The organism is Halalkalibacter okhensis, from assembly GCF_000787375.1.
Classification (GTDB): domain Bacteria; phylum Bacillota; class Bacilli; order Bacillales; family Bacillaceae_D; genus Halalkalibacter; species Halalkalibacter okhensis.
Window position 1 is genome coordinate 224,094 of record NZ_JRJU01000002.1, and the last position, 25,943, is coordinate 250,036.

26 protein-coding genes are annotated in these 25,943 nt (G+C 38.6%); 3 read left to right on the forward strand and 23 right to left on the reverse strand.

What is annotated here, in order from left to right; translation table 11 throughout:
* Positions 1 to 9 precede the first annotated feature (9 nt).
* The 7 genes from LQ50_RS02745 to LQ50_RS02775 all read right to left on the reverse strand — a co-directional run bounded on the left by LQ50_RS02745 (position 10) and on the right by LQ50_RS02775 (position 6,825).
* Positions 10 to 660: a transaldolase family protein gene (locus LQ50_RS02745; RefSeq protein WP_034625860.1), complete on the reverse strand. Its 651-nt coding sequence runs from the start codon at positions 658 to 660 to the stop codon at positions 10 to 12.
* 112 nt (positions 661 to 772) lie between these two features.
* Positions 773 to 1,501, reverse strand: a complete 729-nt coding sequence (locus tag LQ50_RS02750; protein ID WP_034625863.1) for a GntR family transcriptional regulator — start codon at positions 1,499 to 1,501, stop codon at positions 773 to 775.
* Positions 1,502 to 1,944: 443 nt separating this feature from the next.
* Entirely contained in the window at positions 1,945 to 2,322 is a 378-nt protein-coding gene (locus LQ50_RS02755; protein ID WP_034625866.1) for a hypothetical protein, read from the reverse strand.
* Between the two features lie 66 nt (positions 2,323 to 2,388).
* Entirely contained in the window at positions 2,389 to 3,027 is a 639-nt protein-coding gene (locus tag LQ50_RS02760; RefSeq protein ID WP_034625869.1) for an HAD-IA family hydrolase, read from the reverse strand.
* A gap of 485 nt (positions 3,028 to 3,512) precedes the next feature.
* A complete protein-coding gene (locus LQ50_RS02765) occupies positions 3,513 to 4,607 on the reverse strand; it encodes an ABC transporter permease (protein ID WP_034625872.1) in 1,095 nt (364 codons plus the stop codon).
* Complete coding sequence (locus tag LQ50_RS02770) at positions 4,604 to 5,881, reverse strand: ABC transporter permease (protein WP_034625875.1); 1,278 nt, start codon at positions 5,879 to 5,881, stop codon at positions 4,604 to 4,606. Before LQ50_RS02770 ends, LQ50_RS02765 begins: the two co-directional genes overlap by 4 nt.
* A gap of 11 nt (positions 5,882 to 5,892) precedes the next feature.
* Positions 5,893 to 6,825, reverse strand: coding sequence for a daunorubicin resistance protein DrrA family ABC transporter ATP-binding protein (locus tag LQ50_RS02775; RefSeq protein WP_034625878.1), 933 nt, complete (start codon positions 6,823 to 6,825; stop codon positions 5,893 to 5,895).
* A 317-nt stretch (positions 6,826 to 7,142) separates the two neighbouring features.
* On the opposite strand from LQ50_RS02775, the gene LQ50_RS02780 reads away from it, so the two are divergent.
* A complete protein-coding gene (locus tag LQ50_RS02780; RefSeq protein ID WP_034625882.1) occupies positions 7,143 to 7,958 on the forward strand; it encodes a formate/nitrite transporter family protein in 816 nt (271 codons plus the stop codon).
* A 73-nt stretch (positions 7,959 to 8,031) separates the two neighbouring features.
* Here the strand turns inward: LQ50_RS02780 and LQ50_RS02785 are convergent, their stop codons facing one another.
* The 14 genes from LQ50_RS02785 to LQ50_RS02845 form a co-directional block, all read right to left on the reverse strand.
* A complete protein-coding gene (locus LQ50_RS02785; protein ID WP_034625885.1) occupies positions 8,032 to 8,772 on the reverse strand; it encodes a hypothetical protein in 741 nt (246 codons plus the stop codon).
* Positions 8,765 to 11,716 (reverse strand): DEAD/DEAH box helicase, encoded by a 2,952-nt coding sequence (locus tag LQ50_RS02790; protein WP_237563628.1) that lies wholly within the window; start codon positions 11,714 to 11,716, stop codon positions 8,765 to 8,767. The genes LQ50_RS02785 and LQ50_RS02790 overlap by 8 nt, the downstream gene beginning before the upstream one ends.
* 34 nt (positions 11,717 to 11,750) lie before the next feature.
* Positions 11,751 to 12,545: a hypothetical protein gene (locus LQ50_RS25920; protein WP_237563629.1), complete on the reverse strand. Its 795-nt coding sequence runs from the start codon at positions 12,543 to 12,545 to the stop codon at positions 11,751 to 11,753.
* 440 nt (positions 12,546 to 12,985) lie between these two features.
* Positions 12,986 to 13,768, reverse strand: coding sequence for an alpha/beta fold hydrolase (locus LQ50_RS02795; protein ID WP_034625890.1), 783 nt, complete (start codon positions 13,766 to 13,768; stop codon positions 12,986 to 12,988).
* A gap of 247 nt (positions 13,769 to 14,015) precedes the next feature.
* Positions 14,016 to 14,741 (reverse strand): alpha/beta fold hydrolase, encoded by a 726-nt coding sequence (locus tag LQ50_RS02800; protein WP_034625893.1) that lies wholly within the window; start codon positions 14,739 to 14,741, stop codon positions 14,016 to 14,018.
* Positions 14,742 to 14,777: 36 nt separating this feature from the next.
* Positions 14,778 to 15,338: a hypothetical protein gene (locus LQ50_RS02805; protein ID WP_034625896.1), complete on the reverse strand. Its 561-nt coding sequence runs from the start codon at positions 15,336 to 15,338 to the stop codon at positions 14,778 to 14,780.
* A 39-nt stretch (positions 15,339 to 15,377) separates the two neighbouring features.
* Positions 15,378 to 15,797 carry a hypothetical protein gene (locus LQ50_RS02810; protein ID WP_034625899.1) on the reverse strand — a complete coding sequence of 140 codons (420 nt, stop codon included), beginning with the start codon at positions 15,795 to 15,797 and terminating at the stop codon, positions 15,378 to 15,380.
* Between the two features lie 122 nt (positions 15,798 to 15,919).
* A complete protein-coding gene (locus LQ50_RS02815; protein WP_034625902.1) occupies positions 15,920 to 16,558 on the reverse strand; it encodes a hypothetical protein in 639 nt (212 codons plus the stop codon).
* Positions 16,555 to 16,884 carry a PadR family transcriptional regulator gene (locus LQ50_RS02820; protein WP_034625904.1) on the reverse strand — a complete coding sequence of 110 codons (330 nt, stop codon included), beginning with the start codon at positions 16,882 to 16,884 and terminating at the stop codon, positions 16,555 to 16,557. The genes LQ50_RS02815 and LQ50_RS02820 overlap by 4 nt, the downstream gene beginning before the upstream one ends.
* A gap of 155 nt (positions 16,885 to 17,039) precedes the next feature.
* Positions 17,040 to 18,005 (reverse strand): oxygen-dependent tRNA uridine(34) hydroxylase TrhO, encoded by a 966-nt coding sequence (gene trhO, locus LQ50_RS02825; RefSeq protein ID WP_034625907.1) that lies wholly within the window; start codon positions 18,003 to 18,005, stop codon positions 17,040 to 17,042.
* Positions 18,006 to 18,223: 218 nt separating this feature from the next.
* Positions 18,224 to 18,469, reverse strand: coding sequence for a YuzB family protein (locus LQ50_RS02830; RefSeq protein WP_034625912.1), 246 nt, complete (start codon positions 18,467 to 18,469; stop codon positions 18,224 to 18,226).
* 34 nt (positions 18,470 to 18,503) lie between these two features.
* Positions 18,504 to 19,385 carry a pirin family protein gene (locus tag LQ50_RS02835; RefSeq protein ID WP_152608141.1) on the reverse strand — a complete coding sequence of 294 codons (882 nt, stop codon included), beginning with the start codon at positions 19,383 to 19,385 and terminating at the stop codon, positions 18,504 to 18,506.
* 265 nt (positions 19,386 to 19,650) lie between these two features.
* Positions 19,651 to 20,052: a DUF3021 domain-containing protein gene (locus tag LQ50_RS02840; RefSeq protein WP_034625914.1), complete on the reverse strand. Its 402-nt coding sequence runs from the start codon at positions 20,050 to 20,052 to the stop codon at positions 19,651 to 19,653.
* Between the two features lie 2 nt (positions 20,053 to 20,054).
* A complete protein-coding gene (locus LQ50_RS02845; protein WP_237563630.1) occupies positions 20,055 to 20,609 on the reverse strand; it encodes a LytTR family DNA-binding domain-containing protein in 555 nt (184 codons plus the stop codon).
* Positions 20,610 to 20,753: 144 nt separating this feature from the next.
* On the opposite strand from LQ50_RS02845, the gene LQ50_RS02850 reads away from it, so the two are divergent.
* Positions 20,754 to 22,172 carry an amidohydrolase family protein gene (locus LQ50_RS02850; protein WP_034625917.1) on the forward strand — a complete coding sequence of 473 codons (1,419 nt, stop codon included), beginning with the start codon at positions 20,754 to 20,756 and terminating at the stop codon, positions 22,170 to 22,172.
* Between the two features lie 447 nt (positions 22,173 to 22,619).
* On the opposite strand, the gene LQ50_RS02855 is transcribed toward LQ50_RS02850, so the two are convergent.
* Both LQ50_RS02855 and LQ50_RS02860 read right to left on the reverse strand, forming a co-directional pair.
* Positions 22,620 to 23,441 carry a sulfite exporter TauE/SafE family protein gene (locus tag LQ50_RS02855; protein ID WP_034625920.1) on the reverse strand — a complete coding sequence of 274 codons (822 nt, stop codon included), beginning with the start codon at positions 23,439 to 23,441 and terminating at the stop codon, positions 22,620 to 22,622.
* Between the two features lie 25 nt (positions 23,442 to 23,466).
* Complete coding sequence (locus LQ50_RS02860; protein WP_034625922.1) at positions 23,467 to 24,486, reverse strand: ABC transporter substrate-binding protein; 1,020 nt, start codon at positions 24,484 to 24,486, stop codon at positions 23,467 to 23,469.
* Positions 24,487 to 24,723: 237 nt separating this feature from the next.
* Here LQ50_RS02860 and LQ50_RS02865 point away from each other — a divergent pair, with 237 nt between their 5' ends.
* Positions 24,724 to 25,920 (forward strand): helix-turn-helix domain-containing protein, encoded by a 1,197-nt coding sequence (locus LQ50_RS02865; protein WP_034625925.1) that lies wholly within the window; start codon positions 24,724 to 24,726, stop codon positions 25,918 to 25,920.
* Positions 25,921 to 25,943 lie beyond the last annotated feature (23 nt).

The following is a 25,943-nucleotide window of genomic DNA, read 5'->3' on the forward strand; positions in this document are numbered from 1 at the left end:
CCTATATTACTATAATCGGTTTTGATACACGTTCCAATCTTCTGAAAATTGCACCAATCCCTTATCTGTCATTGGATGCTCTAACATTTGTTTGAACACTTTAAGAGACATTGTTGCCGCTTTTGCTCCACGACTTGCTATGGCAACTACATCGTGGTTACTACGTATACTTGCACCAATAACTTTCGTACTCATTTCTTGAGCCTTAAAAACGTTTACAGTATCCTCAATAAATTGAAGCCCCTCTAAACCAATATCATTCATTCTTCCTATATAAGGACTCACATACGTAGCTCCGGCTTTAGCTGCCAAAATGGCTTGTGATACCGAAAATACTAATGTCATATTTGTTTCAATTCCTTGTTTTGTCAATACGCTGCAAGCCTTTAAAGCCTCGATCCCCATTGGCAGTTTAATGACAGGGTGATCAAGTAACTCGACAATTTCTAATGCCTCATTCACCATTTCCTCGCTCTTATCTTTTGTAAGCTGGTACCAAACCTTTCCATCTACCCTTTGATTAATTTCCTTCATAATTGCTTTTGGCTGTAAATTTTGTTTTGATAGAATAGAAGGGTTTGTTGTAACCCCATCTAACATTGGCAATTGCATCACATGTTCAATCTCCTCAAGGTTTGCAGTATCTAAGTAAATTTCCATAAATAAGTACCTCCTCTTTTTTAAAAAAAATAAGATTTTTATTTTAAATAAGGGAGTAATGATGTCAGGTTGTCTTTACCAGTTGATATCTCTAATCCCTAATCTAAATTCATTAAATAGATGTATTAACCGTAAAACTACTAAAATCCCCTCGATACCTTGCTATGGTATATTCAAACGGCATCTGATTATCAAGGTAGGCTATAGTTTTAATTAACATGACAGCCGCATTAGGTTCTATGTTAAGCCATATTGCCTCCTGAGAAGAAGCATTAATTGCCTCCATAATTCGTTTGGCGTTTTTAATATTTAAATGGTAGGTTTTTTGTAATATTTCATAGAGTGAAAAATTTGTTAAGTCTTCCTTTAATAAGTCAGGTGCTAACTCTTTAGGAATATAGGTAGAGACGATCACAACAGGACTTTTTTTTACATACCTGAGTCTTTCGATATAAACGAACTTATTGTATTTTTCATGGAATATTTTGTTTATATGATCATTACAATCAACATCTTTTATATCTAGTAATTTCGTCGAGTTAGGTAATCCTTTTTCCTCCATCTCATCTTTAAAACTCGTTAGATTTTCAAGGAATCGCTGGTTGATCTTAGGTTGTGATACAAAAGTTCCTAACCCTTTTTTTCGCTTTAATACCCCTTCATTCACCAGATCATTAATGGCCTGGCGTACAGTCGGCCTACTTATATCAAACATGTCACTTAATTCACGCTCTGAAGGAATCATTTCACCAACTTTTATTTTATTTATATGAATCTCTTTTTTTAATAGTTCCTTGACTTGATAATAAAGCGGTAAAGGACTATCTTTATTTATTTTCATATTTATCCCTAATATTCCTATTTGTTCCTATTTGAATTTTAACAACTATAGATGCGGTTCCCAACTCTATTTAACCCAGGTCTTTACAAATCGTCTCCTCTGTCACAATAAACATTTTACTTAGTTCAGAAATACGAATAATTCAATTTAAATTAACTAAATCTGTTATTTCCCCACGCCTTTCCACTATTAACATTTAATACCTCCAGCATAGAATATATTAGTTTTCTTACATACCAAAAACCCAATTAACTTATACTTAGTTTTTATTAGAAGTCCGTGTAGAAACTAGCTTAGTAAAAGTTATATTTAATACTGCATCTGTAACACCGAAATCAGTTGAATTTTTATTTACTCCTGGTAACAATATAACAACTTTGTTCGTTTTTGTATATTGTTTTGGGAGTACCATTATAAAAACACATAAATACGAAGTGTCTTACCTAAGCAAGCACAATGATCAGACAAAGAATAAACACAACACCCGAAACCGGTGTCATCACATACCTTTCCTTCTTACTTCGAGATACTAGATTAGCTAGTGTATTTATACCAAGAAAAATGGTAATCATCCATACAAGGATATTGGTAGGTAAAAAATCTAACCCAGTAATGACGTTTGTATGTAGCAAGAAAACCAAACCCATAAATAAAAGAATAATCGCATTACCTGCACTTACTATACGGAATTTCTTAGGTAAAACCTTATAATATCCTCCCATTGCATATTCACCTAATGGATACCCGAGAGAAAGCATTATTTGAAAAGCAGCAATACACACACATATCATTGCAACCACGATCGAAAAAATGTAAACCATATTCTCCACCTCTACTCCTATAAATATTTGTGTCCCTAGTCACACCTAAGATGTGACTAGAGAGCTTCACCTACTTGATTGTTGCAAAATCACTTCCTGCAACTCCTCAGGTGTATCAACAAAGTAATCTGGCTTTTGATCCTGGACAAGTTCTTTTGCGTCATAGCCCCAACTCACCCAAATGACTTTGATTCCAGCTGACTTGCAGGCTATAATATCCCGTTGTTCATCCCCCACATAGATCACCTCAGATGAACTGAGACGATGCTCCTTAAGAAATTTGCGAATTAATTGATCCTTTCCGAAAATGACATTCGAACTCCATATTCTTGATATATTTTTTACTTGATTTCGCCTTAATACTTCCTTGATCACATCCTCTGAGTTAGAGGAAAGAATAGCCATTTTGTGCCCTTCCCTTTCAAACATTTCCAACACTTCGTTGATTCTAGGGTATAGCGTGATTTCTTTAGCGTATTTTCGGTAGTACCGATAGAAGTCTGAAATAATGAGTGGCGTTTTCAAGATAGGAAAGTTCAGGTGCTTGGCTCTTTCAAGGATCGATAACCTTCTAAGTGCATGTAATTCCTCAGGTTTTATTTTTCGATACTGATGTTTGTTTGCAAATGCGTTCCATGCAGAGATGAAAACGATCCTGGAATCAGCAAGCGTACCATCAAAATCAAATAGAATATATTTAGGCATCGGATATCTCCTTATAGATTCATATAAACATTGGCCCTCAATGCGGTCGTACAAGTACAATCATTATTTTACCATTTTATTCCGATTACTCCACCTTTTCTACATAGTTTAAAAGTGACCATCGATAACTATATATGTTATTAATGCTAGGTCAAAAATGTACGTGATTAAGGTAGAAACAAACGGCTGCTGATCAAAACAAAAAAAAGTTATCACTCGTCTCATCCAACAAGTGATAGGTATTCACACAGATTCTCCACTAGAATCCCTTACAATCAACTCCGGCATAAAAGCATTTTTTGATTGGTAAGAATAAAAAGAGAATATCAGATTAAGCGCTACATCATATTGTAAGTTAAAAAGTTACATCCGTTTAATGTAAACAAGGTTTAATAACATTTGAAACCAATAAGTAAGGGAAAACATCGAAAAAAGGAGTCCCGTCACCTGCATGCAAACGACGAGCCCCCTTACTTATTTATTCTTTAACGCCTTTCCATTAAGTTAATTCCAACACCCATGCAGACGACCCCAAATAACGCTAAGATGGATAATGGTTGCATTAACTCCACTAATCCGCGATCAAATAGGACTACTCCTTTTAAGGCTTCCATTCCGTAATAAATCGGCATTCCTTTAGAAAGAAGAAGCATAATGTCATTCGTTACAACTTCAATTGGCCAATAGGCGCCACCTAGCATCGCCATTGCTGATGCGACAATTGGAATGGCCACTTGCAACTGCTGTGATGATTTCACTAACCCCATTAACAATATGCCAAGCGAGACAATCGCGAACACATAACAAGCAATCACAACTAACAAATAACCAAAGCGCTCTCCAAGATCAAATCCAAATCCCCAATTGAAAATAAGGAAGACAACCAAAATTTGAGCATAACCAATAGCAAAGCAATACAGTAAATGGCCTAAATACATTTGCCACTTTTGAAGCGGTGAAACGATGATCCTATCCCACGTCCCCCCTCTTTTCTCATCAGCAACATTCATTAATGTATACATGATCGTGTAGATCGAAAAGAATAAGGTCATACCAAATAGAACCTGGAGACGCTCATGATTTGTCGAGGCATTACCTTCTAAATAAGCAGTCGATACAGCGATGACAGGTTCCTGACTAAGACGCTCTACTTCCTTCCTAAATTCAGGAATCGTGGCCAGTTGCTCAGCTTTTTGTAATCGTAGCTCTTCATAGAAAATTTGCTGTACATAACTTTCAACTAATAAACGATTGGCCTCATCTGTCGCTACGAGGAAGCGATAATCGTCCTCTTGCAATTGCAGGGCAAAGTTGCTGTCTCCAGTTGCTAAAGAATTCCTTACCTCCTGTTCATCCGTCCATTCAAATTGATAGACATCGGATTGATTAAGTAGACTCAACCATTTATCACGGTCTTCCTCTTCTAAGGAAGGTTCGGCATACGTATTGATGGTCACTTGTCGATCAAATCCAAAACCAGCAATAAAAAAGATAAATACAATGGTTAATCCAAAAAAGGAAAGCACCAAAAATGGCATTCTACGAAACCTCTGCCACTGTAATAAAAAGATAGACGTCATTTAGAAACTGACCTCCTTTTCGGAAACATCAATACACTTACAAGTAAGAGGACAAGTGTCATGACAAGAATCCTAATTAACGGTTCCATAATTACGTCAAAATTTAACGTTTGTATCCATTGTAAATAAGCGACTAAAGCAGATCCATTTGGAGTCCAATTTCCAATTGCCCTCACAGCATCCGGCATTTCTGTCATTGGGAAAAAGCTTCCTCCTGCAAAGGCAAAGAGTGTAATAATTCCCCCTGAAAATATATTTGACACTGCATCGCTATTATATCGAATCACGAGAGTCGTCAATAACGCTGCAAACCCTCCGACACAGATAGAAATCACTAACGAAATAAGCAACATTCCTAGCCAAAACGAAGGCGACTCCCCGGAAAAGGCTTGGAAAATCAAACTTGATACCCCAAATAAGATAATAAGTTGAATAAATGCAATCACAGCTGCAGATAGTGTTTTTCCACTTAAATAAGTAAAAGCAGAAGTTCCCGAAAGTAAGATCCGATTAAAGACATGCTCTTGCTTCTCCACAAATGCTCGACTAGATATCGTCGCTCCAACAAACAGGACGAACATCACCGCCATTCCGATCGTATAATATTGAAACGAACTAACCGGCTCTCTACTAGAAATCGTCTCTATTCCTCCTAACTGAACCTCCTCCATTTCCTCTACAGGAGATACGCCCCCTAATGCCTGCGAAATAGCCGTTTCGTAGTTAAGATGATTGACAAAGCCAAAAATAAGCTCTTCAAAGATGGATCCTGCTAGAGATCCTGTCTCCGCAACCGTCATGTCTAATTCACTGCCTTCACCTTGCTGCAAAAACATTCTGTTTAACGATTGGTACGTGAAATTATCAGGAATCATCAATACCGCTGTTAATTCTCCGGCTTCCAATGCCTCTTGAGCTTTCTCTTCCTCCATGTATACAACTTCAATCATTTCTCTAAACTCCTCATCTTCAAGGAGATCTACTAATAAACGATGAGGGCTCGTTTCTTTTGCCGCGGCATGAAGCTCAGGGGCTGTTTCTTCCGTTAAGCCCAACTCATTCAATGTTCCAACAAAATGCTCGATCCCCTGATTCTCATCGTCATACGAAGCAACAGCTACCTTCATTTCAATTCCTGAGGTATCTCCTCCAAGCAACCCTCTTAACGCAAATCCTAAAATAGCAATAAGCATAAGCGGCATAACTAGGAGCAAAAACAATTCAGTTCGATTGCGAAACATGAGCAGCAGATCTTTTTTTAAAAAATCCAACATTGTCTCTCTCCTTAGTCTCTTAATTTACGTCCTGTTAGATGTAAGAACACATCTTCAAGAGTCGGTACTTGTACATGAACATTCACAATTTGAGCTTTATGAGAATCGGAAATATGAAAGATTTCGCCAAGGAGTCTTTTTCCTTTTGGTACAAGAAGCTTCAATCCTTTTTCTGTTTCAGTAGCTTGAAGGATCCCTTCGTGCGCCTGCAACCTTTCAAAGAGATCTCGATCATGGCGGTCCAGCTCAATAAAGATGGTTTCTTCTCCTGACAAGATACTCTTTAGTTCTTCCTTCGTTCCAGCTGCAATCACTTGTCCATGATCCATAATGTACACTCGGTCACAAAGGCGCTCCACTTCCTCCATATAATGGCTCGTGTACAATACACTCAATCCTTTTTCTCGATTTAATTCACGTACCATTTCAAGAATATGACTTCGCGATTGCGGGTCGATCCCAACAGTTGGTTCATCCATAATAAGAATTTCAGGTGAATGAAGCATGGCAGCAGCAATATTAATCCTTCTTTGCATCCCCCCTGAATAAGTTTTCACAACCTCCTTTTGACGATCGATTAAACCTACTAATTCCAACACCTCTTGAATTCTTCTTTCAAGCTCTTTCCCTTTTAACCCGTAAATTCGACCAAAGAATTTCAAATTTTCATATGCGGTCAACTCTTGATAGAGTGCAATTTCTTGTGGGACCACCCCTAGAACCCGGCGGATCTGACCCGGATCTTTCAACACACTTTGCCCATGTAGCCTTACCTCACCAGATGTTGGTTTCACAAGGGACGAAATCATGGAAATCGTCGTTGATTTTCCTGCTCCATTAGGCCCAAGAAGCCCAACCGATTCTCCTTTATCCATATAAAAGCTGACTCCATCAACAGCCTTTCTTCCTTTAAAAACCTTTTGCAAATTTTCTGTTTCAAGCATGCCATCTACCTCCTCTTCGTCACTTTAGTATAGACATAAAAAGTTAGTTCCCCTACTGTCTTCCGTCACTATTTTTGATTTTAACCATGACTTAAGTCATTTTTTCTTCAAATTAATACTCAACGAGCTAGTTTATCAGCTATTAGGTAAGGAAAAACGACGGTCTAGCCTCCAATTAAAAAATTTTTTCAAATGAAAACGCCTCCTTTCATTTTCCCCCTAGTTCCTTTCTTATTCTTTTGTTATAGTAGTAAAGTTGTTTTGAAAATGAAGCAAATCCCAAGTACTTAGGGGTCAGAAGAAAGAGTGAAGTCATAATGGAAAATCAAGCATTACAACAGGTTGAACAACTAGCCTTAAAGAAAGAGAAAGCATTCAGTGTCAGTCGATCTCGTTATATATTTCGAGCCATTTTAGCTAGTCTTTTTATCGGGTTTGGTGTCATTGTTGCCTTTAAAACGGGAAATCTATTTTATCTAGAGGGATCTCCTTTCACATATCCAGTCGCTGCGATAACGTTCGGTGCAGCCATCATCCTCATCGCTTTTGGAGGCGGTGATTTATTTACCGGTAACGCGTTTTATTACACGTATACATGCTTACAGAAGAAAATGGTATGGTCTAGCGCCCTGAAGCTGTTAAGCATGAGTTATGTTGGGAACTTACTAGGGGCCATCATGTTTGCTGTTATCATCTTTTTTACTGGCCTATTTAACGATCCATCCGTAAATAGCTTCTTATTCAGTGTTGTTGGACAAAAAATGAATACACCTTGGTTAGAACTTCTCTTCCGAGGAATTTTATGTAACTGGCTCGTTTGCCTAGCCTTCTTCCTTCCGATGACAATGAAATCAGAAGGTGCGAAAATTTTTACAATGATGCTGCTTGTTTTCTGTTTCTTTATTTCAGGATATGAGCATAGTATTGCTAATATGGGGGCATTTGCGATTTCACTTGTACTAGAACATCCTGAAACGATCAGCTTTGGCGGAGCCATTCACAATTTGATTCCTGTTACAATTGGAAACTTTATTGGTGGAAGCTTGTTCATGGGTGTGTTTTATCATTACCTAAATCAATCGAAACCAGCGGAGAAGCAAGGTGAGATTCGCGTATTTCGTTCAAATGCGTAATAATACTAATTCTCACTTAGGTAAACGAAAAAAAAGCAGGCAAAGCTACTACAGCTTTCCTGCTTTTTTTCGTTTATCTGTTATTCCTCCACCCAACCCGCTCATGCTCTTCTATCTGATTCTCAAGCGTATCATCAAAGCGATCAAGCCATGTATTCCAAACGCGCACGTAGAAGGTGTCCTGCTCTTTGTTATACAGTTGAAATTCCAAACATGGAACGTGCACGACCGTCTGTTGCTCAAAACTTGTTACATCGGACACGACGGTTTGAAATCCGTCTTCATCCAACCCATTTTTTTGCTCGGAAAGAACGTTTAAAATTCGCTCCTTTGTGATGAGATTCTTTGATTCTGCATAGCGGTAAAGAGTCCATTGTTCATCTACTTCTGGCACAGACCCACTCATTTCCGGCCAAAATTCATCATGAACTGGGCTGTAAAAAAGCTCTGCTGCTTCTTCTTCCAATTCTTCTTCCATGATGCCTGTCTTAAGTTGTTCTTGCCCTTTGGTTGTTAGCTTAAAAATGGATCTTTCGAGGTAAATCAAACCTGTTCGTTGCATTTTCTCCATCAAATCTGCAATAAAGAGTTCCTCTACTAATAACATTTCCGACAAATTGGCAGCGCGCCGGATATCTGTCTGTTCAACAGCAAGCAGGATCATTTTCATGAGAATATCCATCTTCGATCGCTTGACCCGTTTACATATCACATCAACCGTTTCAAGTGGCACATACCACATAGCAGACTCTTTGATTTGAACATTTGGGTTTTCAAGCAAACTAGTTTGTAAACGTTCCATTACCTTATCCATGCAGACTCACCTCTTCAAACGTTCGCAGTCCATTTTGTTGTTTGACCGCGTCTAATACGTGACTATACATTTGTCTTGTTGCTGCTTGTCTTGCTTTTTCAGTAAACATTTTCGTACTGCCGATTAAAACGAGTAGCTCCCTTGCTCTAGATAGGGCGACATTCAGTCGGCGATAGTCTTTGGCAAAACCAATATCATCCTGTTTGTTATCATGATTACGCACCATACTTAACAAGATGACATCCATTTCCATCCCTTGAAAACGGTCAACGGTTCCCGTTCGAATCGTCAAGTGGTCCAAGCGTAGCTCCTGATGAATTAGGCGGTCAATCCGTTTAACTTGTTCCCCGTAGAAACTAATGACACCAATGCTTTTTTTCTCATCCGGCTTCATTCTTCCAGCTTGCTTCGCTTCTGCCGTCGCCTGGTCGAGTTCCTTTAACAACTCCTCAATTCTTTTCAATTCGGCCGAATTAAAGAGGCTCTTTCCACTTTTCATTCTTTCTTCGAAAAAGGCGAGTTCATTTGGGATATCGAGCCATAATAAATGATTGTCTCGGTGAATGAGTGATGATTGTAGCAAGTGATCCCTCTGTGAATCGGAATCTGGTAACCCGCATTGGAGTCGTTCGTTTTCTTCGTCATAAAATGGGGAAATAGTTTTCATGATATTTTCGTGCATCCGATACTGAATGGCAAGCATTGTTTTATTGCTTTTCGGCAAGTTTTTAAACAACCTCTCAAATAGCGATTCTTTTAACAGCTTTTTTAATTCCATTTTCCCTTCAAAATCATCACTTTCATCCGCCATTTCTTGCAAAGTCTCTTCTAGCGTATCGTTTCCTAAAAGAGGAGGTAGCTGGTGATGATCCCCGACTAAGATGACTTTTTTCCCTTTTAGCATTGGCAAAAGAAGTTCTGGAGGTGTTGCTTTTGATACTTCATCAATAATTACGACATCAAAGACAGGGAAGCTATCCATAAAGTCCTTCCTTGCAGAGGCCACACATGTTGTTCCAATAACGTTCGCATGCTTGACGTAAAGTTTGCGAATTTCTTCTAGATCGTGGTCATTTGCTTCTTCAAGCAAGGAAAGCCATTGGCCTTGAATAGATTGAAAAAGGGGAAGCCTTTGTTTTTCCTGTTTTAATGACTCTCGTGTAAAGGTAAGACTCGCCACTTGCTTTAAGACTTCTTCATGCTCTATTTCCGGTTCGTTTTCGAGAATTTCACTTAATGGAATTCGTTCTTCTTCTTTCTCTGCAATCAAGCAAGACAATTCTTCTAAATGAGCTTCGATTTTGGCAAGGTTTTGCTCCTCCTCTTGAAGTTGCAACGTTACTTCTTCACACTTTTGACAATTTGTATCAACACGTTCTTTCACTTGCTCATACTGCTTTTTCTTATTCTGAAGCTCTACTGCTTTTTCTTCTTTTTGTTGAAGCTGTTCACGAGCATTCGAAATCGGCTCTACTGTCTCCATCATTGCTTGAAGCCTGCTTTGGAGAGATTGAAGCTCTGTGTCTTGCTCTGTCATTCTCTGTTGCCACTTTTGATAAGATCGTTTGTTTTCTTCCTGCTTACTTTTAAGGGATATGAGCATTTCCTGCTTCAGCTGCAAAAAGGCATCTTGAGCCCTATGTTTATATGTCTCATATGGTTCTAGCCGTGCCGCTTTTTGCCGAATAAAATGTCTTCTACTATACAATCCTTCTAGACCTGAAACGAGCATTTGCGGGTAGACTCTTGTGCTTTCCTTCAGTTTGCTTCTCAGTTCTTCTAAGAATTGATCGATTTCTAATGCAGTAAAGACAGCTGATCGATGTAGGGCTCGCTGCTGAACTTGGTCAAACGAAATCCGCTGCCCGTTTAGTAGTTGTTCTATATAGGAAATCGCGCTATTAAGTTTGTCGTTGTATTCTTTTAACTTTTCAAGTTGTTTGATTTCTGCACGAATATACCTTAGTTCTTCTAAAAGCTCCTGAACCTTTTCCGGCCTTTCAAGGTTCTGTTCAAGTAAGATCCATTTTAATCCATCAACTTGTTTAACGTCCGTTACTTTTATGATCAAATTATCCAATGTTGCCGTTGACACAGCCCATTTTTCGTATTCAGCCTTCGCTTGATTGACATTTTCCTTTTTTTCAGCCACTTCACTTTCAAGTTCCTGACAAGCAATATTGTGCTGCAATTGCTCAATTTCTGTTTGGATGGCATCATATTCCTTTTGAATGGTGTAACCATTTGGCTGATCACGAAGATAGGCTTCATCTTTTTCAATCGTTTCATTCAACAGAAAAAGTGATTGACCAATCTCCGTTACATGTTGTTGAACTGTTCGCTGTTTGTGCTCAGATACATGAACTTTCTTTGCTTTCTCATCAATGAAGGAATCAATCTTACTTAAGTGCTCTTTTGCTTTCTTTTTTTCTTCGATCTCTGCTTCCAATTGTGCAAGCTTTGGCTCTAACTCCTCTAGCTTTCGCTCATTGTCCGCCCACTCTTCTTCAATGCTGATTTCACGTTTTTTTCTGCCTTCAAACTGTGTTGAAACTTCTCTTAACGTATGATCCTTCCAATACTGACCGACATTTTCTTCAATAAATTTCTTGCCTTCTTCCTCAATACTTTCTGTGCGGCCAACCCGTAGAATACGAATATCCTTATTCTCCAATAAGCGGCCAAGAGCATTATCAACCGCCAAGTTCGACTGTGATGCAACGAGTGTACGTAGCCCTGCTCTTGCATTTTGCAGGCAAATTTCAGATATAACGGTTGTTTTCCCCGTTCCAGGAGGTCCCTGGATCACATACAAGTCTTCAGCAGACATTGCTCCAGTAACCGCTTCCTGCTGGAACTCGTTCAACCGATTATGAAACGGCAGGTTGGCTAACTTTTTCGGCGGTCGCACCGGTGGCTTGTTTTCAAATAAAAGTTGCTCCAACTCCGGATTAGCAGCTAAGCCATTTTCAAGATGCTTAAATCCTTGTCGTAGCCTTTTTTACTTGACTTAATGTGGCAAAATTACTGAACGTTACTTCCCTTTGATTCAAGTCAACGCGATTTTTCCGCGCCCGTTCCTCCATATATTTGTTCAGTTCAACTTCGACCGTACGAGCAGAACAATTTGCTTTTAGCACCTTCCCAACATCCTGGTCGATTCCTTTTAGTTTCACACTTAAATCTTTAAGTGATTTCCATTGCTTATCATCTAACTGACAGCCGGTAATGGTCATTCTGGTAAAGTCCCCATTAAACGTCAGTCCTGAATACGGTGAAAGCATGTCCGGAATATCAGCCGAACGCTCCTGAATTTTCAAATACCCTTCCCAGCTCGCAATTCGTTTTTTCACATACATGGAACTATCTTGTGCAACCGGCATTTCATGAATCAAACTTAACAAATCAAACGAGACCATGCTCCCGCGCTGTATGTTCAAATCAAAAGTTAAATTCACATCACGACGCCAGTTTGTTTGCATCGAGTAACGAGACGATTTAGTCGTAACATTCGTTACAATAAACCGGTCCTTCTCGACAACACAATGTAGAATGACTACAAGCCCCTCATACATTTTTGCAAAATGGACGTTCTTCTCATGATCAACGTACAATGCGACTGAAAGGGGGCGATCTGCTGTTTGCGGGTATTTTTCTATATATATACGAAACGATTTCTCCAACGAAAAAAACGAACGCTCCTCTAGCCCGAGCTCTCGCATCTTATCCTTCGCCTTATTCGTCAAAGTAACCGGACAACGATATGTTTTCACCTGTGTCCTCATTATGTGTACACCTACTTGCTATGAGGTTGCCTTATAAGGTTCTTCAGTTATGCTCATTTAACAAAACGTAACTCTTGTATTTCTTTGTTCAACCTTCACTTGAAACAACCATAGTTTTGATCCAACACTGAATTATAGCATATCCAGCATAAAGGTCTCAGTAGGAAAGACATTTTTTCCAACAAAAGAAGCATGTAAATGTTAACCAATGTCGTTTGCCAAGTTAAGCTTGATAAAGTGAATAGTGTGTATTGTCTTAGGAAATTAAGCTACATGAATAGATCTGCGTTATTTCTTTTCTACTCTTATTCACTTTTGGACTCTTAAACAGACTTTATGACACAAAAAGAAAATAGGCCAACACAAAAACGTGTTAACCTCGTACTTCTCCTATCTTCACTACTAAAGTCCATAAATCTTGTTTACGGTTAACTACTAAATTCCATCAACAGTTGATTAAACTTTTCACGCTCCTCCCAAAAAGGACCGTGACCACTGAATTCAAACGGGACTAGCTGTGAATTTCTTATATTTTGATGTAGTTCCAAAGCTTGTTCAAATGGAATGACTTTGTCGTGAACACCGTGAATAATTAACGTTGGGACATGAATGTTGTGCATATCTTCATATAATGTTTCATCTCTTAATAAATGGATCACCGCTGCGGTTGACCAACTAGCTGCGCGCACACCCAATTGATTAAACCAATCCGAAAAAGGTTTACTAATAGATTGAAAGAAAAAAGTATCCGTTACTCCCTGCATCATTTTGGGGCGGTCATTTAATGTTTGTTCAAGAAGAGAATTAGCGGTATCCTCTGTAAATCCTACAGGAGCTGCAGCATCAACGAGAACCAACTGACTCACTCCATGCCCGTTGTGTCGGGTCACATAACGAATAGCAATGGCTCCTCCTGTAGAGTGGCCAACAAGTGTAACACCATCTAATTCAAGTGTATCTATAACCGTTCGAATATCATCTGCCAGTCTGTTATACGTATAGCCATGCCACGGTCTATCCGATTTGCCGAATCCCCTCCAATCAATTCCAACGCAACGATAGCCCATTGAGGGAAGAATATTAAACTGATATTCAAACTGTTCATGGCTTAACGGCCAACCATGTATAAACACAAGAGTCTTCCTACCCTCTGGATTAACATCTTCAACGTACAAGTTAACATCCGGCTCCACTTCAACAAAGTATCCCATCTCTTTTCACTTCCTCATACATGATCTAACATAGGATATTCGTTTCTGAAAAATAGGTGATTACCTATCTATTTTTCAAAAAAAATAGATCTAGTTATACATAGTCTAGTTACAAAAAAGGATTTGGACGAATAGGCCCTAATAAATCTTGATCTCAAGAGCTACTGGATCGAAGAATGTACCTATACACCATTATCAACGACCTTTCTCCCCTTCTCTTTTACTCAAAGGGGGTACCAAACACACACTACCAATGATCCATTAATTTTTTTAAAGCATTAATAACAACTTGAGGTTCTTCATGATGGATATAATGAGCGCTGTTTTCAACAATCATGAATTCACCATTCGATGATAGGTCTACACACTCTCTCTGCATGTCATTCCATAACTTTTGGGATTTGTATGAGTAATGGGCTTTTTTCCCTGCAGAAAGGACCATTAACGGAACATCTAGCTTTCTCTTTGTTGCTTTTACGTAATGTAGACTTTCATTGAACTCATCATAGTTACATTCGTGCACAAACTGATTGTTGTATGCCTTTTGAAACGCTTTTGTCATCGTTGGAAGAAATCTTTCTCTGTACTCTTCAGGAGTCGAGTCAATCAGCAGAAGGCCGCAAACTTCAAGAGGATATTCAGTTGCATAAATACGTGCATTCACTCCACCAAATGAATGACCGACTAAAATATAAGGCGGTTTAATTTTTGCTTTTTTTATGAGCTCGTTTAATTCTCTTACCATTTGAAAACTAGTTCTTGGCTTAGAATTAGCTTCACTCTTACCAACACCTGCCCTGTCATATACTAATACTTTTGACAGCATTGAAAGTTCGTCAATGACAGAATCCCAAGTCTTAGAATCATCCCCATATCCAGCCTCCATTACGATGGTTGGTTTCGTATAAGATTCCCCAATTATTTTAGCAAACAGTTTACAATCATCTACTTGCACGTACATCTCTTTTGTCATCGTAATCCATACACCTCCCCCAATTTTTAAAATATTCTATCTCACTTTTTTCAATACAATTTCTGTTATCCTATCGTCTATTAACCAAAATTGCAATTGTATGTTGTATTGCCTATCAATATAGTTAATGGAATCTCCCCTTCCCATCTCTCTCTGTTCAAAGTAGTTGTCTCCGTACCATTCACTAATCTCTTGTTTTAAATCTCCAATCTTTAGACCGCTCGTCGTTTTGACACGAGGATCAATAGCTCTTATGTAAATGATTTCGTTTTTACTATTTGTACCAATTGATCCTGTTTCGAAATGGAATGATCTTTCATAATAGATATTCTCATGTTCAGTATATTCTCCATATCCTTTCATCAGAGATTCATTGATTGGATCCAACAACGATACATCCCCAATGTTCTCTTTTGCCAAGTCGGTACTACGAACGAAGTGATGATTTTGAACAAACACCCACCAGCCTCCAAAGTACAAGATCACTATTACTAAGGTAACAATAAAAAGTAAAATAGATTTTTTCAGTTGCTTAAGAATTAATAAGATCAAACCAATTGATATGATAAACACTGTAAGTATTAATAGTACGAACATTAAAAAATCACCTCAGTAAACATTCCTATATTGAACGACTTACGCTTTACTAACTCGACCTGAAACTAATGCAACAATCGGCATGATGAAAATCGATAATAATACAATAAACGCAGCTAAGACATCTCCAAACCCACAAACATCATCATTGATGTTTGCAGCCAAAATATAATAAAAAAGAATGTTAGGCAGTATTCCAAACACCCCGATCGTAAAAAGAGATACGATCTTCCCTCCCAACTTTATATAACTTACAGAGTACTTCACCCAAATTAAAAAGTAATAATAAGCAACTACTAATACATACAGAAACATCATATTCACAAGGAGAAACAAATTCATTTTGAATATGATAGGCAAAAATAAAATGAACGCTGATACAAAAATATACAATAAATTATGTAGACAAAATCGCAACCCCTCTCGAAAGATATTGCTGTTTTTAGCAAAAATAAACATCTCATTCACCACTTTCTTTGATTTTTCATACCTAGTTATTCTATGTATACATTCAAAAAAAGGGATGATATTACAAAGGCCGCTGAAAAGGAGAAGAACATTCCTTTTCAGTGGTCTTGACATTACATCCCTTTGATAATTCCGAGTTTGAAACTTGCTTTACTAATCGGATAAAACAGAAACGTTACTATTATACACACTGTTATAAAGGTAGGCGTAATGAACGGACTAAACCACTTTTGTAATGGCTCCATATACAGGACTAGTATCATGAACAAAAAATTAGGTACTAGTAAAAGCTTCAAGATGTTTCTTATGAATGGTTCTCCTGTATATCCATAGTTCTTCCCAATTAAAAATCCAAGATATGACCACAGAAACATGTACAAAGAAAGAATCATCCATTTTTGTGAAACTAAGCTATTCCATAGCAATTCCATGAATGAAGAGCCAAAAAAATAATATAGTATAGTGATCAGTATTCCTAACATAAATAAGGAGTAGTTCACTAGAATCGAGTATTTTTGAACCATACTTGGAACAAGATTTTTCTCATTAAATTGTAATGCTAGCTGCTCTGGTTGCCCGATTTCCTTCATGATCATTTGATATGCATTTGTCTCATTTACACCGGTCAATAACAGCTCTGTTAGCTTTTGTTCAATATAATCATCAAACTCTAATATAATTTCATCTCTTCTTGGATGACGTTCTAGTTCTTTTTCTAATTGTAGGAGAAAATCCTCTTTATATTGACTCATATTGATCTTCCTAAAACATTACTCATCATCTTGACAAATGAGTTCCACTCTTTTGTTTTTGCTTTGAGTAATTCTTGTCCTTCTTCTGTTATTTTATAATACTTTCTAGCTGGTCCTTTTTCTTGTTCCTTCCAGTAAGAAGTGATAAATCCTTTTTCCTCTAGTTTATGTAGGGCGGGATATAGGGTCCCTTCTTTCACCTGTAAAGTATGTTCACTTCGACTCCCCATCTCCTTTACAAGTTGATATCCATACATATCTCCATCCAGCAACAATTGAAGTACAATTAAAGAAGTACTCCCTTTCACCAGTTCACGGTTAAACATATTCTCACCTACCTAGAATTATGAGGTATGAATAAATCTTACAATATATCCCTAATCACTTCAAGAGATTATTAGGTTAAATCCTCTTCTTTTCCAAGCCAAAAAGCTACGAAATGAGATACTCATTGTATCCGCAGATCGTAGCCTTATTTTTATTAGGAATGAACCTCTTCTCCATAACTTAATTGAGAAATTCGTTCTTTTACTTGCTCATCAGATAAATCATGTTCTTCCACATAACGGTTTCTAGGATGCACTCGACACTCATGTGTACACCCACGCATGTATTTATGTTCATTTTCTGGTGAACATAATATTTTTTTATTGCATTCAGGGTTTCCGCAGTTAACATATCGTTCACACGGTTCACCTGTGAAATGATCTTTACCAACAATCACATGTTCCGTTTGGTTAACTGGGACACTTATGCGCTCATCAAACACATAACATTGCCCATCCCACAATTTCCCTTGAACCTCGGGATCTTTTCCGTATGTGACGATTCCTCCGTGTAATTGGGAGACATCTTCAAAGCCTTCCTCTACTAACCAGCCAGAAAACTTTTCACATCTGATCCCACCAGTGCAGTATGTTAGAATCTTTTTTCCTTCAAACTGATCTCGGTTTTGCTTAATCCAATCCGGAAGCTCGCGGAAATTCCTAATTTCTGGTTTTATCGCTCCCCGAAAATGACCAAGTTCATATTCATAATCATTTCTTGCATCAATGACCACAGTTTGTGGATCTTGCATAGCTTCATAGAATTCTGTTGGTTCCAAGTAAGTTCCTGTTACCTTAAGCGGGTTGATATCGTCTTCTAGTCGAAGTGTAACAAGTTCTTCTCGGTAACGAACGTGCATCTTTTTAAATGCATGAATTTCCGCCTCATCCACTTTAAAAACCATCTCAGCAAAACGTGGGTCTGCTCTCATAACTTCCATGTATTCCTCTGTCTGTTCAATCGTCCCTGACAGCGTTCCATTTATTCCTTCTGCCGCTACAAGAATTCTGCCCTTTACACCTAGCTTTTGACAAAACTCCAAATGTTCAGAAGCGAATTTTTCTGGCTCTTCAATCGGGACATACATATAATACAGTAAGACTCTATATGGATGTTTCATATTTAATTTCACCTGTGCTTTCTATTTCAATGTTTGCATTTTTAGACAATAAAAAATAGTTGCTAAGACAACTATTCATCAATCATTAATGGGACAATCCCTAACGACAATAACTTTTCATACAATAAAGTATGAAAAGTTATTTCCATTAGATCATATGTTAGCGAAAAACGCAAATCCTCTTAACGAATCACAATCTAAGTCGAATCTACCTCTCTTTACGTATACATCGCTAACTCTAATTTTATATGCTCTCTAATTTTATCCAAACATTCAGTTACAGTTTTAGCAAATATTCGTTTGCCATTAACAATGGCGTACGGCCTTTTTGCACACATCCCACAAAAGGATAAGCAACTATTTTCAATAACAGCCACTTCCGGGAATTCTTCTTCTAGTATTTTCTCCACATCTACTTGTGTAACGAGACTGCCATTACATATCTCAACAACAACAATTCCCATCTCTCTTTCCTTTCCCTTTAAACCTTATAAGTCATTAAATTGCAGGCGGACCGAATTTTCCATCATGATAATCTCGATACGCTTGTCTAATTTCATCCATTGTATTCATAACAAATGGACCATAAGGAACAATTGGCTCCTTTATTGGGGTTCCAGAATAGATCAGTACTTTGCAACGTCTGCTTTTTGCTTTCATTTTTAGTTCACTGCTTCTTGATGCATCTCCATCTTCGTTATAAGTGAGAGTAGCCACACCGTGCTTTTTTATTTGGACAGTTTCCTCTCCCATCCCAAATTCAATCTCACCTGACAATACGTATAAGAAAGCATTATGGGTTTCAGGTAAGGAATGCACGTAGCTTGCTCCTTTTTCAAGGTTAATTTCTGCTAAGGTAATAGGTACGACTGAGTCTAATGGACCCTTTACGTCACCAAACTCGCCGGAAAACACTTTTATTGATCCACCATCCACCTGAATCACCGGAGCCTCTTCGGAATAAATATTTTGATAAGATGTTTCTGTTTTCTTTTGGTCTTTCGGCAGATTCAGCCACAGTTGAAGTGTATGGGCGATATCATCCTCAACGCCTTCTTCTCCATGTCTTGCTGCCCAACCTGCATTCATATATTGAACATCACCAGGCTCTAGAATATCTCGTCCTCCTCCGTTATCGATATGTTCTAATCTACCGTCAACAACATAAGTGATCGTTTGAAACCCACGGTGAGGATGATCTGAAAAAGCCCCTTTCTTAAACCAGTCTTCTGCCATCAATATAAATGGGTCAAAATCCATCCAGCGTTCAACAGGAAGAATCCATCCCTTTTGGATAAATGGAAAAGAAGCTTGTTCATATTTGACATACCAATGATCTTTAATGTTTCTTTGGAACACATTTGATTGATCAGTACCCACATTCACCACTCCTAAAAAATCTTTTCTTATAAAAGGAAAGACTATACTCCCCTTAATATCTCAATTAATCACAATAACTACTCAAAACTAGAAAGTGTTTTTCTCATTAATGTCATCGTACATACTTTTTAAACAAAAATGTATAATAAGTGTTTTTATCATACATCAAATTATTAAAAGGTAACAAATAATTTGCTCGCCTATTAAACACATGGGGGTGATCGCAGTTTGCAATAACCCCTTGTACCTTTTTCAACTTATCTTATCACTTCACTGAACGATTCATTTCTTTTTCTACCCGTTTAAAGTAAAGGTAAAAGCTCAACCAGAAAATAAGATAGACTAAAATGAAACTAGAAATACTGACTAAAACGGCAACCGGTGTAAGGGGCAACCATCCAACTAGGGTAGCTAGGAATAACCATAGCGAGATGGACAAAATAAAGTGAATCATCGTTTGTTTCAGTGGGCTCCATTTCTCAATTTCAAACAATAGAGAAGCTGCACCAAAAAAAGCACCCATAATCATACTTCCAAGAATATTTTCCCATAAAATTGGAACAGCAACCTCAGTATTTGTCATCATCATAACCGTTAATGTTCCAAAGACCAAAACATTACTAAAACCTAAACCAATAAAGATCCGTTTTAACGCTTCCATGATCATAATTATTCAACTCCTAAAATTAAAGATTTTTTGATGTCCTGTACATATTTTCTAGAAACATATTCCTTACTTCCTGAAAGAAAGTAAACACAGAGATTTCCGTTAAACGACAGCTCAAAACGATGAATTTGATTGAGATTTCCAATCACCGATTTAGAAAACCGAGTAAAGCCATGACCTTTTAACAATTCCTCTAACTCATACAACTTCATATTTACTTCAACAGCCTGTTTATGAATGACGGCAAACACTTTTCGATTGTAAGCATAGATATAGTCAATTTCTTCCGGGGAAAGCAAGATGGACTTTTCCTCCTCAACTCCTATAATTCGTTTTGAAGCTGGTTGTTGGAGTTTTGATACAAGCTCTTCGATTTCTTTCGTCCATTCTTTCGCTTGAATCGTCACATATACTCCATCATACTTGTCATCAATATCAACATTTAGCTTCAATTCATCTCCCTCCTTTTTCCATACTATATCACCAAATTCTCTAATAATTGGATTTATTTGTATAACATGTTTGGAAATGTGAATGACTCGTAGAATTGTATACATAAGTCCCTCCCCAAGCACCTGTAAAAAATTGTTTGTATTAATCAATATTCATCATTGATCACCACTCCACCTCTGTCTCATTGACGTCGTTTTCTCTCACTGTTACTTTAAAGTTAAAGATTAATAGTGAAAAGGTGGTCATTTATGATACGCTCATCGACGCTTGATCCTCATGTTTTTACAGACCAATCAATGCTTCTTTTACCCAAGTATGTGATTTTACGAGAAGGCCCTGTTGTTGATTATGCAGTACTTGTAAAAGGGGGAAAGTTTGCAGATATTGGTCCTGCGACAGAATTGAAACAGCGTTACAAAGAGTTAAAACAAATATCCCTTCCTCAAACTCTTTTAATGCCTGGGTTTATTGATGCACATCACCACCTCACGCAATCCTTTGGGAAGGCGCTAGCTTTTGGCGAACCGTCTGAGATTTTCAAACGCATATGGGTTCCACTTGAAGGCTCACTTAATGAAGAGTTCGTGTATCTTGCGGGGAAGCTCGCAGCACTTGAGTCCCTGCGCGGAGGGTTCACTACCGTGGTCGATGCAGGTACACGAGCTGAGGGAGATTTAGCTCCATTAGCACAAGCGGTGACAGATGCCGGATTGCGCTGTGTCCTCGGAATGATTTGCAATGATAAGGGCGGTGCTCCATCACGAGGTTCTCATGAAATCTTAAAACAAGCGGAAGCTCACCTTGCCAAATGGGGAAATAGCAGGCTCATTCATCCTTCCCTTGCCATCTCGATTCCAGAGGCCGCTACAGATGAAATGTTATATAGCGTTTCTTCGTTGTGTCATGAAGCAGGTGTGATGTTCCAAACGCACGTAAATGAGCATCTTGCTGCGGTCGAGCGTTCTATTATTGAACGAGGTCTAAGGCCGTTAGAACATTTGCATTCTGTTGAAGCACTTGGTCCACAAACACTCCTTGCCCATGCTACTTTATTAACGCCACACGAACTACGATTAATTAAGGAAACGGACACTGCCGTAGCTTATAATCCTGTAGCGACATTGTGGAAAGGAAACGCAACCGCCCCTGCAACCTTCATGCATGAAGAAGGCATTCGTTTTGGGATTGGTACAGATAGCACAAGAAGCGATGGGTTTCGTTTGCTCGATGCAGCGGAAGCGACTCAGCGCTTAACTTTTGGAATTCCGGTTGGAGATTTCTCTACTGGTGGAGGATGGCCTTGGTTCGACCATGCGACTGCAGGAGGAGCGGATGCCATCTCACTTGGAAAGATAACAGGTGACATCGCCATTGGTAAAGAGGCTGATTTCCTCCTCATTGACATTGATAATCCTGAATTTCATCCTTCAAGAGATCTTATTTGGGAACTCACCCGCTTTGGAAACCGTGATCAAATCATGGGTGTTTTCGTTGCAGGTAAGTTGCGTTTATGGGAAGGCTGGCCACTAGAATGGGATGGAAAAGCGTTGATGTATGAAGTATCTCAACGGGTAAATGAGGCGATTGAACAAGCCCCAATCCAAAAGCTACACCCCACCTCAACTGAGCATCGAAAACTTTTTAATGCTTTTCGGAATAAGTTATAATTAATATTGAAATACGATTAATGTGCTGAAATTGTAGAGGTTGTGGGCGCCATTGACTACCACAACCTCCTCTTTGTCTCATTTTCGGTCGACCTCCAATCCTTTGACTACCTTACTCTTCTCTCTATCTCTTTTTCGGGCAACCACCCTTCCCTTTGACTACCGTACTCTTCTCTCAATCTCTTTTTCGGGCGACCATCCTTCCCTTTGACTACCGTACTCTTCTCTCAATCTCTTTTTCGGGTGACCATCCTACCTTTTGACTACCGTACTCTTCTCTTAAGCTCTTTTTCGGGCGACCATCCTTCCCTTTGACTACTGTACTCTTCTCTCAATCTCTTTTTCGGGCGACCAAGCAAACCAAGTTAAAGGTACAAAGGTTTCACTTGCTCGATCATCGCATTTAGGGGTGTTCCAAAAGTCAAACACACTTTTAGAACACCCCTATTAATTCACTTTTGATATTTGGCTTGATGCGGCTTTTTTTCTCCATGGATAATTTTTAATCGCATTTTGTAGACCGATATAAAGGAGAGCAATAACGATCAATGCTCGCAATATCGTACCGTGAGTAAGAATGGCCATATATCCACCTAGTAAACCACCGATAAAGGCTGTTCCTGTTAGTAATGGAGCAATGTTAAGGGCTATATTATCTTGCTTATATTGTAGCCATGTACCAAGAATGGTTGTTGGAATAATCGCAAGAAGAGAAATTCCCTGCCCCATATGCTCACTCACCTGCAACAAAATAACTGTACCTGGGACTAATATGGTACCTCCCCCCGCTCCAAATAATCCACTCGAAAGACCGGCAACAAGGCCTAGACCAATCGCCATCACTATCGTGTAATATTGACTCGTTGTAACAATTGATGAAAGAGGTGTAACAGGGAACATATACACACTAGCAAGTGATAGTAGGAAAAGTCCAAATAGAAAACTTAACATTTGTCCTTTTACAAATTTCATTAATCGGGTCCCTGCAATCACTCCCACTAAACAACCGATCATCACTTGTATACTTATCGATACATCGATTTGTCCAGAGGAGAAATAAAAACCTAATGCTGCAACACCAGAAGCAAATGCTACAGGAAGTGCTGTAGCATGAGACTTATGTGGCGATAAACCAAGACTCGCAATGAGAAAAGGAATGACTAGAAACGACCCACCAATACCTAGCAATCCCCCAAAAAATCCACCAAACAAACCAATCAAACTCACTTTTAAAAATATCTGTTTTTGGGTTTCGTCATGTGTATGCAAGAGATTCTCCTTCTTCGAACCTTATTTATTCATTACCTGGAAGAAATTCTGTTGTGAACAAGTCCTCCACCTCTATGTCTGTTTCTACTACTCCAATTTCCTTCAGTTGCTCCAATAATTTCGACCACTTTTCTTCCGTCATATAACCAACCCCATTCTCAGCTGCATCACTTCCATAAATTAAATCAATTAATGCTTCGGATCCATATTTCATCGCTTCAAGGTCATAGTCAGGGTTTGCTTCCTGAATGACGTGATTGATTTCTTCATAGTTGGTTTTATAATAGTCCCACCCTTTTAAACTAGCTTCGACATAAGCCTGTACGGTCTCATAATTCTCCTCAATATAATCCTCTGTTGTAAAGAGAACATTGGCATACGTTTCATAGCCAGAATCGTTAATCATTAAATAGTCAACGTCAATTCCTTCTTGTGCTAAATTATACGGAGCTGTCGTCACAAACGCTTGGCTCACAGACGTTTTGTCTGATATGAAGGGACCGAACTGACCTGTAAATGCCATTTCATTCACATTCTCTAAATGATAGGCATCTTGAATGTATTCCCAATACATAACTCCTGGTGCTACATACACCGTTCTTCCATCTAGATCACTAAAATCGTCTATTGGTTCATCTTTATGATGCAATAATATTTGTGGATTTGTTTGCAAAATAGCTGCCACACCCACAACTGGAATTCCCTGGTCCCGTGCAGCAATTAATGCATCAGCAGGTGCCATTCCAAAATCCGCTTCCCCTGAAGCAACAATTTGAACAGCAGATACTTGAGGTCCTCCAGGTTCAATTATCATCTCGAGTCCAGCGTCTTCATAATAACCTTTTGCTAGTGCAGCATATTGCCCTCCATGGTCAGGCTGAGCAAACCAAGACGTGATTTGTTTGATATCTGTTAATTCTCCTTTGACCTCTGAACTCGTTGATTCACCCGTATCAACAGCACCACTTTCATTTGATCCTCCACATCCAGCTAACAATAACGAAGTCATTATCACCGATCCAACCAAAGTTCCTATTTTCCGCATTTAGGTTCCTCCCTTTACATGTAAAAGATAAACTTAAAGTAGCACCGATTTTTCAAGCTATCAATAGAGATTAAGAGATTAATCATGAATGAACTCACATGAAGAACAAAGACCAAAACGACCAGTTATTCCCAAACTGAAACATAATTGGTACATTTTCTAACGTAAGATACCTCATTCATTTTAAATTTCTCTATAATTGAGTAAAGGAATTATGAAAAAAGGAGCCAGAAGCCAATGAATGATCTAGACCTAATCACCATGCAGGAAGCGATTGATTTATTACAAGTTAGTCGTTCAACAATCGACCGTTGGCGAAAATCCAAACGATTGCCTTTTATTAAAATAGGAAAAGAAATATTCTTCCACAAAGAAGATCTACAACGATGGATTCGTCAACATACAAATATAAAAGAGCCAGTGGAGAGTCTTCCAACGAATCAGAGCATCTCAAAGACCATCACTATAGGGTATCAAAGTCAAACCGCCCACATGTGGAGCCCTTTACTAATGAATAAGCTAGGTTTATTTGAAGAAGAACTATCTCGAACCTGTCCTTCTAGCTCTCTGCAAATCCGTTGGGTTAATGCTCGAAATGGCTTGGAATTGATAGAAGGTATGATTGCAGGTGAAATCCAAATTGCCTCCATAGGAGATTATCCAATCATGGTCAGCCAGCATTTAAGTAAAATGCTGCCTAACTTCAACCCTATCCTTCTTGCCTTTGATGGCAAAACCTCTCAGAGTGAAGGAATTTCTCTTGTTATTCCTAAAGAGTCGAACTTCCATGATTTAACTGATATACATGGTCAAACCCTCGCTACTGTAATGAACTCAAGTGCAGGGTACAGGTTAAATAGACTTCTCCTAGGATTAAATGCAGATTGTGAGGTTATTAATCAAGACATGAATTTATGTTTTTCTAATATTATTGATAGAGGAATCGGGGCTAGTGTTATGTGGGAGCCATATGTTAGTCTTTCTGAATCGCAAGGTGCAGCAACCATCCGCTTTGACGGATTCACAGATGATTATTTGACTGGACTCATTGCTCAAGATGAATGGGCGCAACTAAATGATGACATTGTCATCGCTTATTTAAAAGCCCATATACGAACACATCAATTCGCGCGAGAATACCCTTTGAAAGCAGCGAAACTTTTAAGTGAATCAACAGGCATTGCTCATAAGATCACTACGAGGATTGTCTCAAAAGTAAGATGGGATGCTGCAGTGTACAAACAGGACTTAGACACGTTGAAAAACCTAGCGATAGCAGATCAAACTTCCTCTCATTTCTCTGGCTCTCAAAGTCACGGAGCCAGCCCTCCCTATCGTGGATACTACTTGGATGAGGCTTCCAAAAAGTTAAACTTAATGAGAATCTATGATCAACCCATTGAAGGTGATTGGAGTCTAGAGTATCTGTATTAACAAGATCCCCAAAAAGCCATTCG

Excerpts from the sequence above, each read along its gene's own strand:
- LQ50_RS02745 (WP_034625860.1), bottom strand. The coding sequence starts at position 660 with ATGGAAATTTACTTAGATACTGCAAACCTTGAGGAGATTGAACATGTG.
- trhO (WP_034625907.1), bottom strand. The coding sequence starts at position 18,005 with ATGAAACATCCATATAGAGTCTTACTGTATTATATGTATGTCCCGATT.
- LQ50_RS02765 (WP_034625872.1), bottom strand. The coding sequence starts at position 4,607 with ATGACGTCTATCTTTTTATTACAGTGGCAGAGGTTTCGTAGAATGCCA.
- LQ50_RS02815 (WP_034625902.1), bottom strand. The coding sequence starts at position 16,558 with ATGAGTCAATATAAAGAGGATTTTCTCCTACAATTAGAAAAAGAACTA.
- LQ50_RS02770 (WP_034625875.1), bottom strand. The coding sequence starts at position 5,881 with ATGTTGGATTTTTTAAAAAAAGATCTGCTGCTCATGTTTCGCAATCGA.
- LQ50_RS02820 (WP_034625904.1), bottom strand. The coding sequence starts at position 16,884 with ATGTTTAACCGTGAACTGGTGAAAGGGAGTACTTCTTTAATTGTACTT.
- LQ50_RS02760 (WP_034625869.1), bottom strand. The coding sequence starts at position 3,027 with ATGCCTAAATATATTCTATTTGATTTTGATGGTACGCTTGCTGATTCC.
- LQ50_RS02780 (WP_034625882.1), top strand. The coding sequence starts at position 7,143 with ATGGAAAATCAAGCATTACAACAGGTTGAACAACTAGCCTTAAAGAAA.
- LQ50_RS02845 (WP_237563630.1), bottom strand. The coding sequence starts at position 20,609 with ATGTATACAATTCTACGAGTCATTCACATTTCCAAACATGTTATACAA.
- LQ50_RS02865 (WP_034625925.1), top strand. The coding sequence starts at position 24,724 with ATGAATGATCTAGACCTAATCACCATGCAGGAAGCGATTGATTTATTA.
- LQ50_RS02785 (WP_034625885.1), bottom strand. The coding sequence starts at position 8,772 with ATGGATAAGGTAATGGAACGTTTACAAACTAGTTTGCTTGAAAACCCA.
- LQ50_RS02755 (WP_034625866.1), bottom strand. The coding sequence starts at position 2,322 with ATGGTTTACATTTTTTCGATCGTGGTTGCAATGATATGTGTGTGTATT.
- LQ50_RS02775 (WP_034625878.1), bottom strand. The coding sequence starts at position 6,825 with ATGCTTGAAACAGAAAATTTGCAAAAGGTTTTTAAAGGAAGAAAGGCT.
- LQ50_RS02800 (WP_034625893.1), bottom strand. The coding sequence starts at position 14,741 with ATGACAAAAGAGATGTACGTGCAAGTAGATGATTGTAAACTGTTTGCT.
- LQ50_RS02840 (WP_034625914.1), bottom strand. The coding sequence starts at position 20,052 with ATGATCATGGAAGCGTTAAAACGGATCTTTATTGGTTTAGGTTTTAGT.
- LQ50_RS02805 (WP_034625896.1), bottom strand. The coding sequence starts at position 15,338 with ATGTTCGTACTATTAATACTTACAGTGTTTATCATATCAATTGGTTTG.
- LQ50_RS02830 (WP_034625912.1), bottom strand. The coding sequence starts at position 18,469 with ATGGGAATTGTTGTTGTTGAGATATGTAATGGCAGTCTCGTTACACAA.
- LQ50_RS02750 (WP_034625863.1), bottom strand. The coding sequence starts at position 1,501 with ATGAAAATAAATAAAGATAGTCCTTTACCGCTTTATTATCAAGTCAAG.
- LQ50_RS02810 (WP_034625899.1), bottom strand. The coding sequence starts at position 15,797 with ATGTTTATTTTTGCTAAAAACAGCAATATCTTTCGAGAGGGGTTGCGA.
- LQ50_RS02795 (WP_034625890.1), bottom strand. The coding sequence starts at position 13,768 with ATGGGATACTTTGTTGAAGTGGAGCCGGATGTTAACTTGTACGTTGAA.
- LQ50_RS02850 (WP_034625917.1), top strand. The coding sequence starts at position 20,754 with ATGATACGCTCATCGACGCTTGATCCTCATGTTTTTACAGACCAATCA.
- LQ50_RS02860 (WP_034625922.1), bottom strand. The coding sequence starts at position 24,486 with ATGCGGAAAATAGGAACTTTGGTTGGATCGGTGATAATGACTTCGTTA.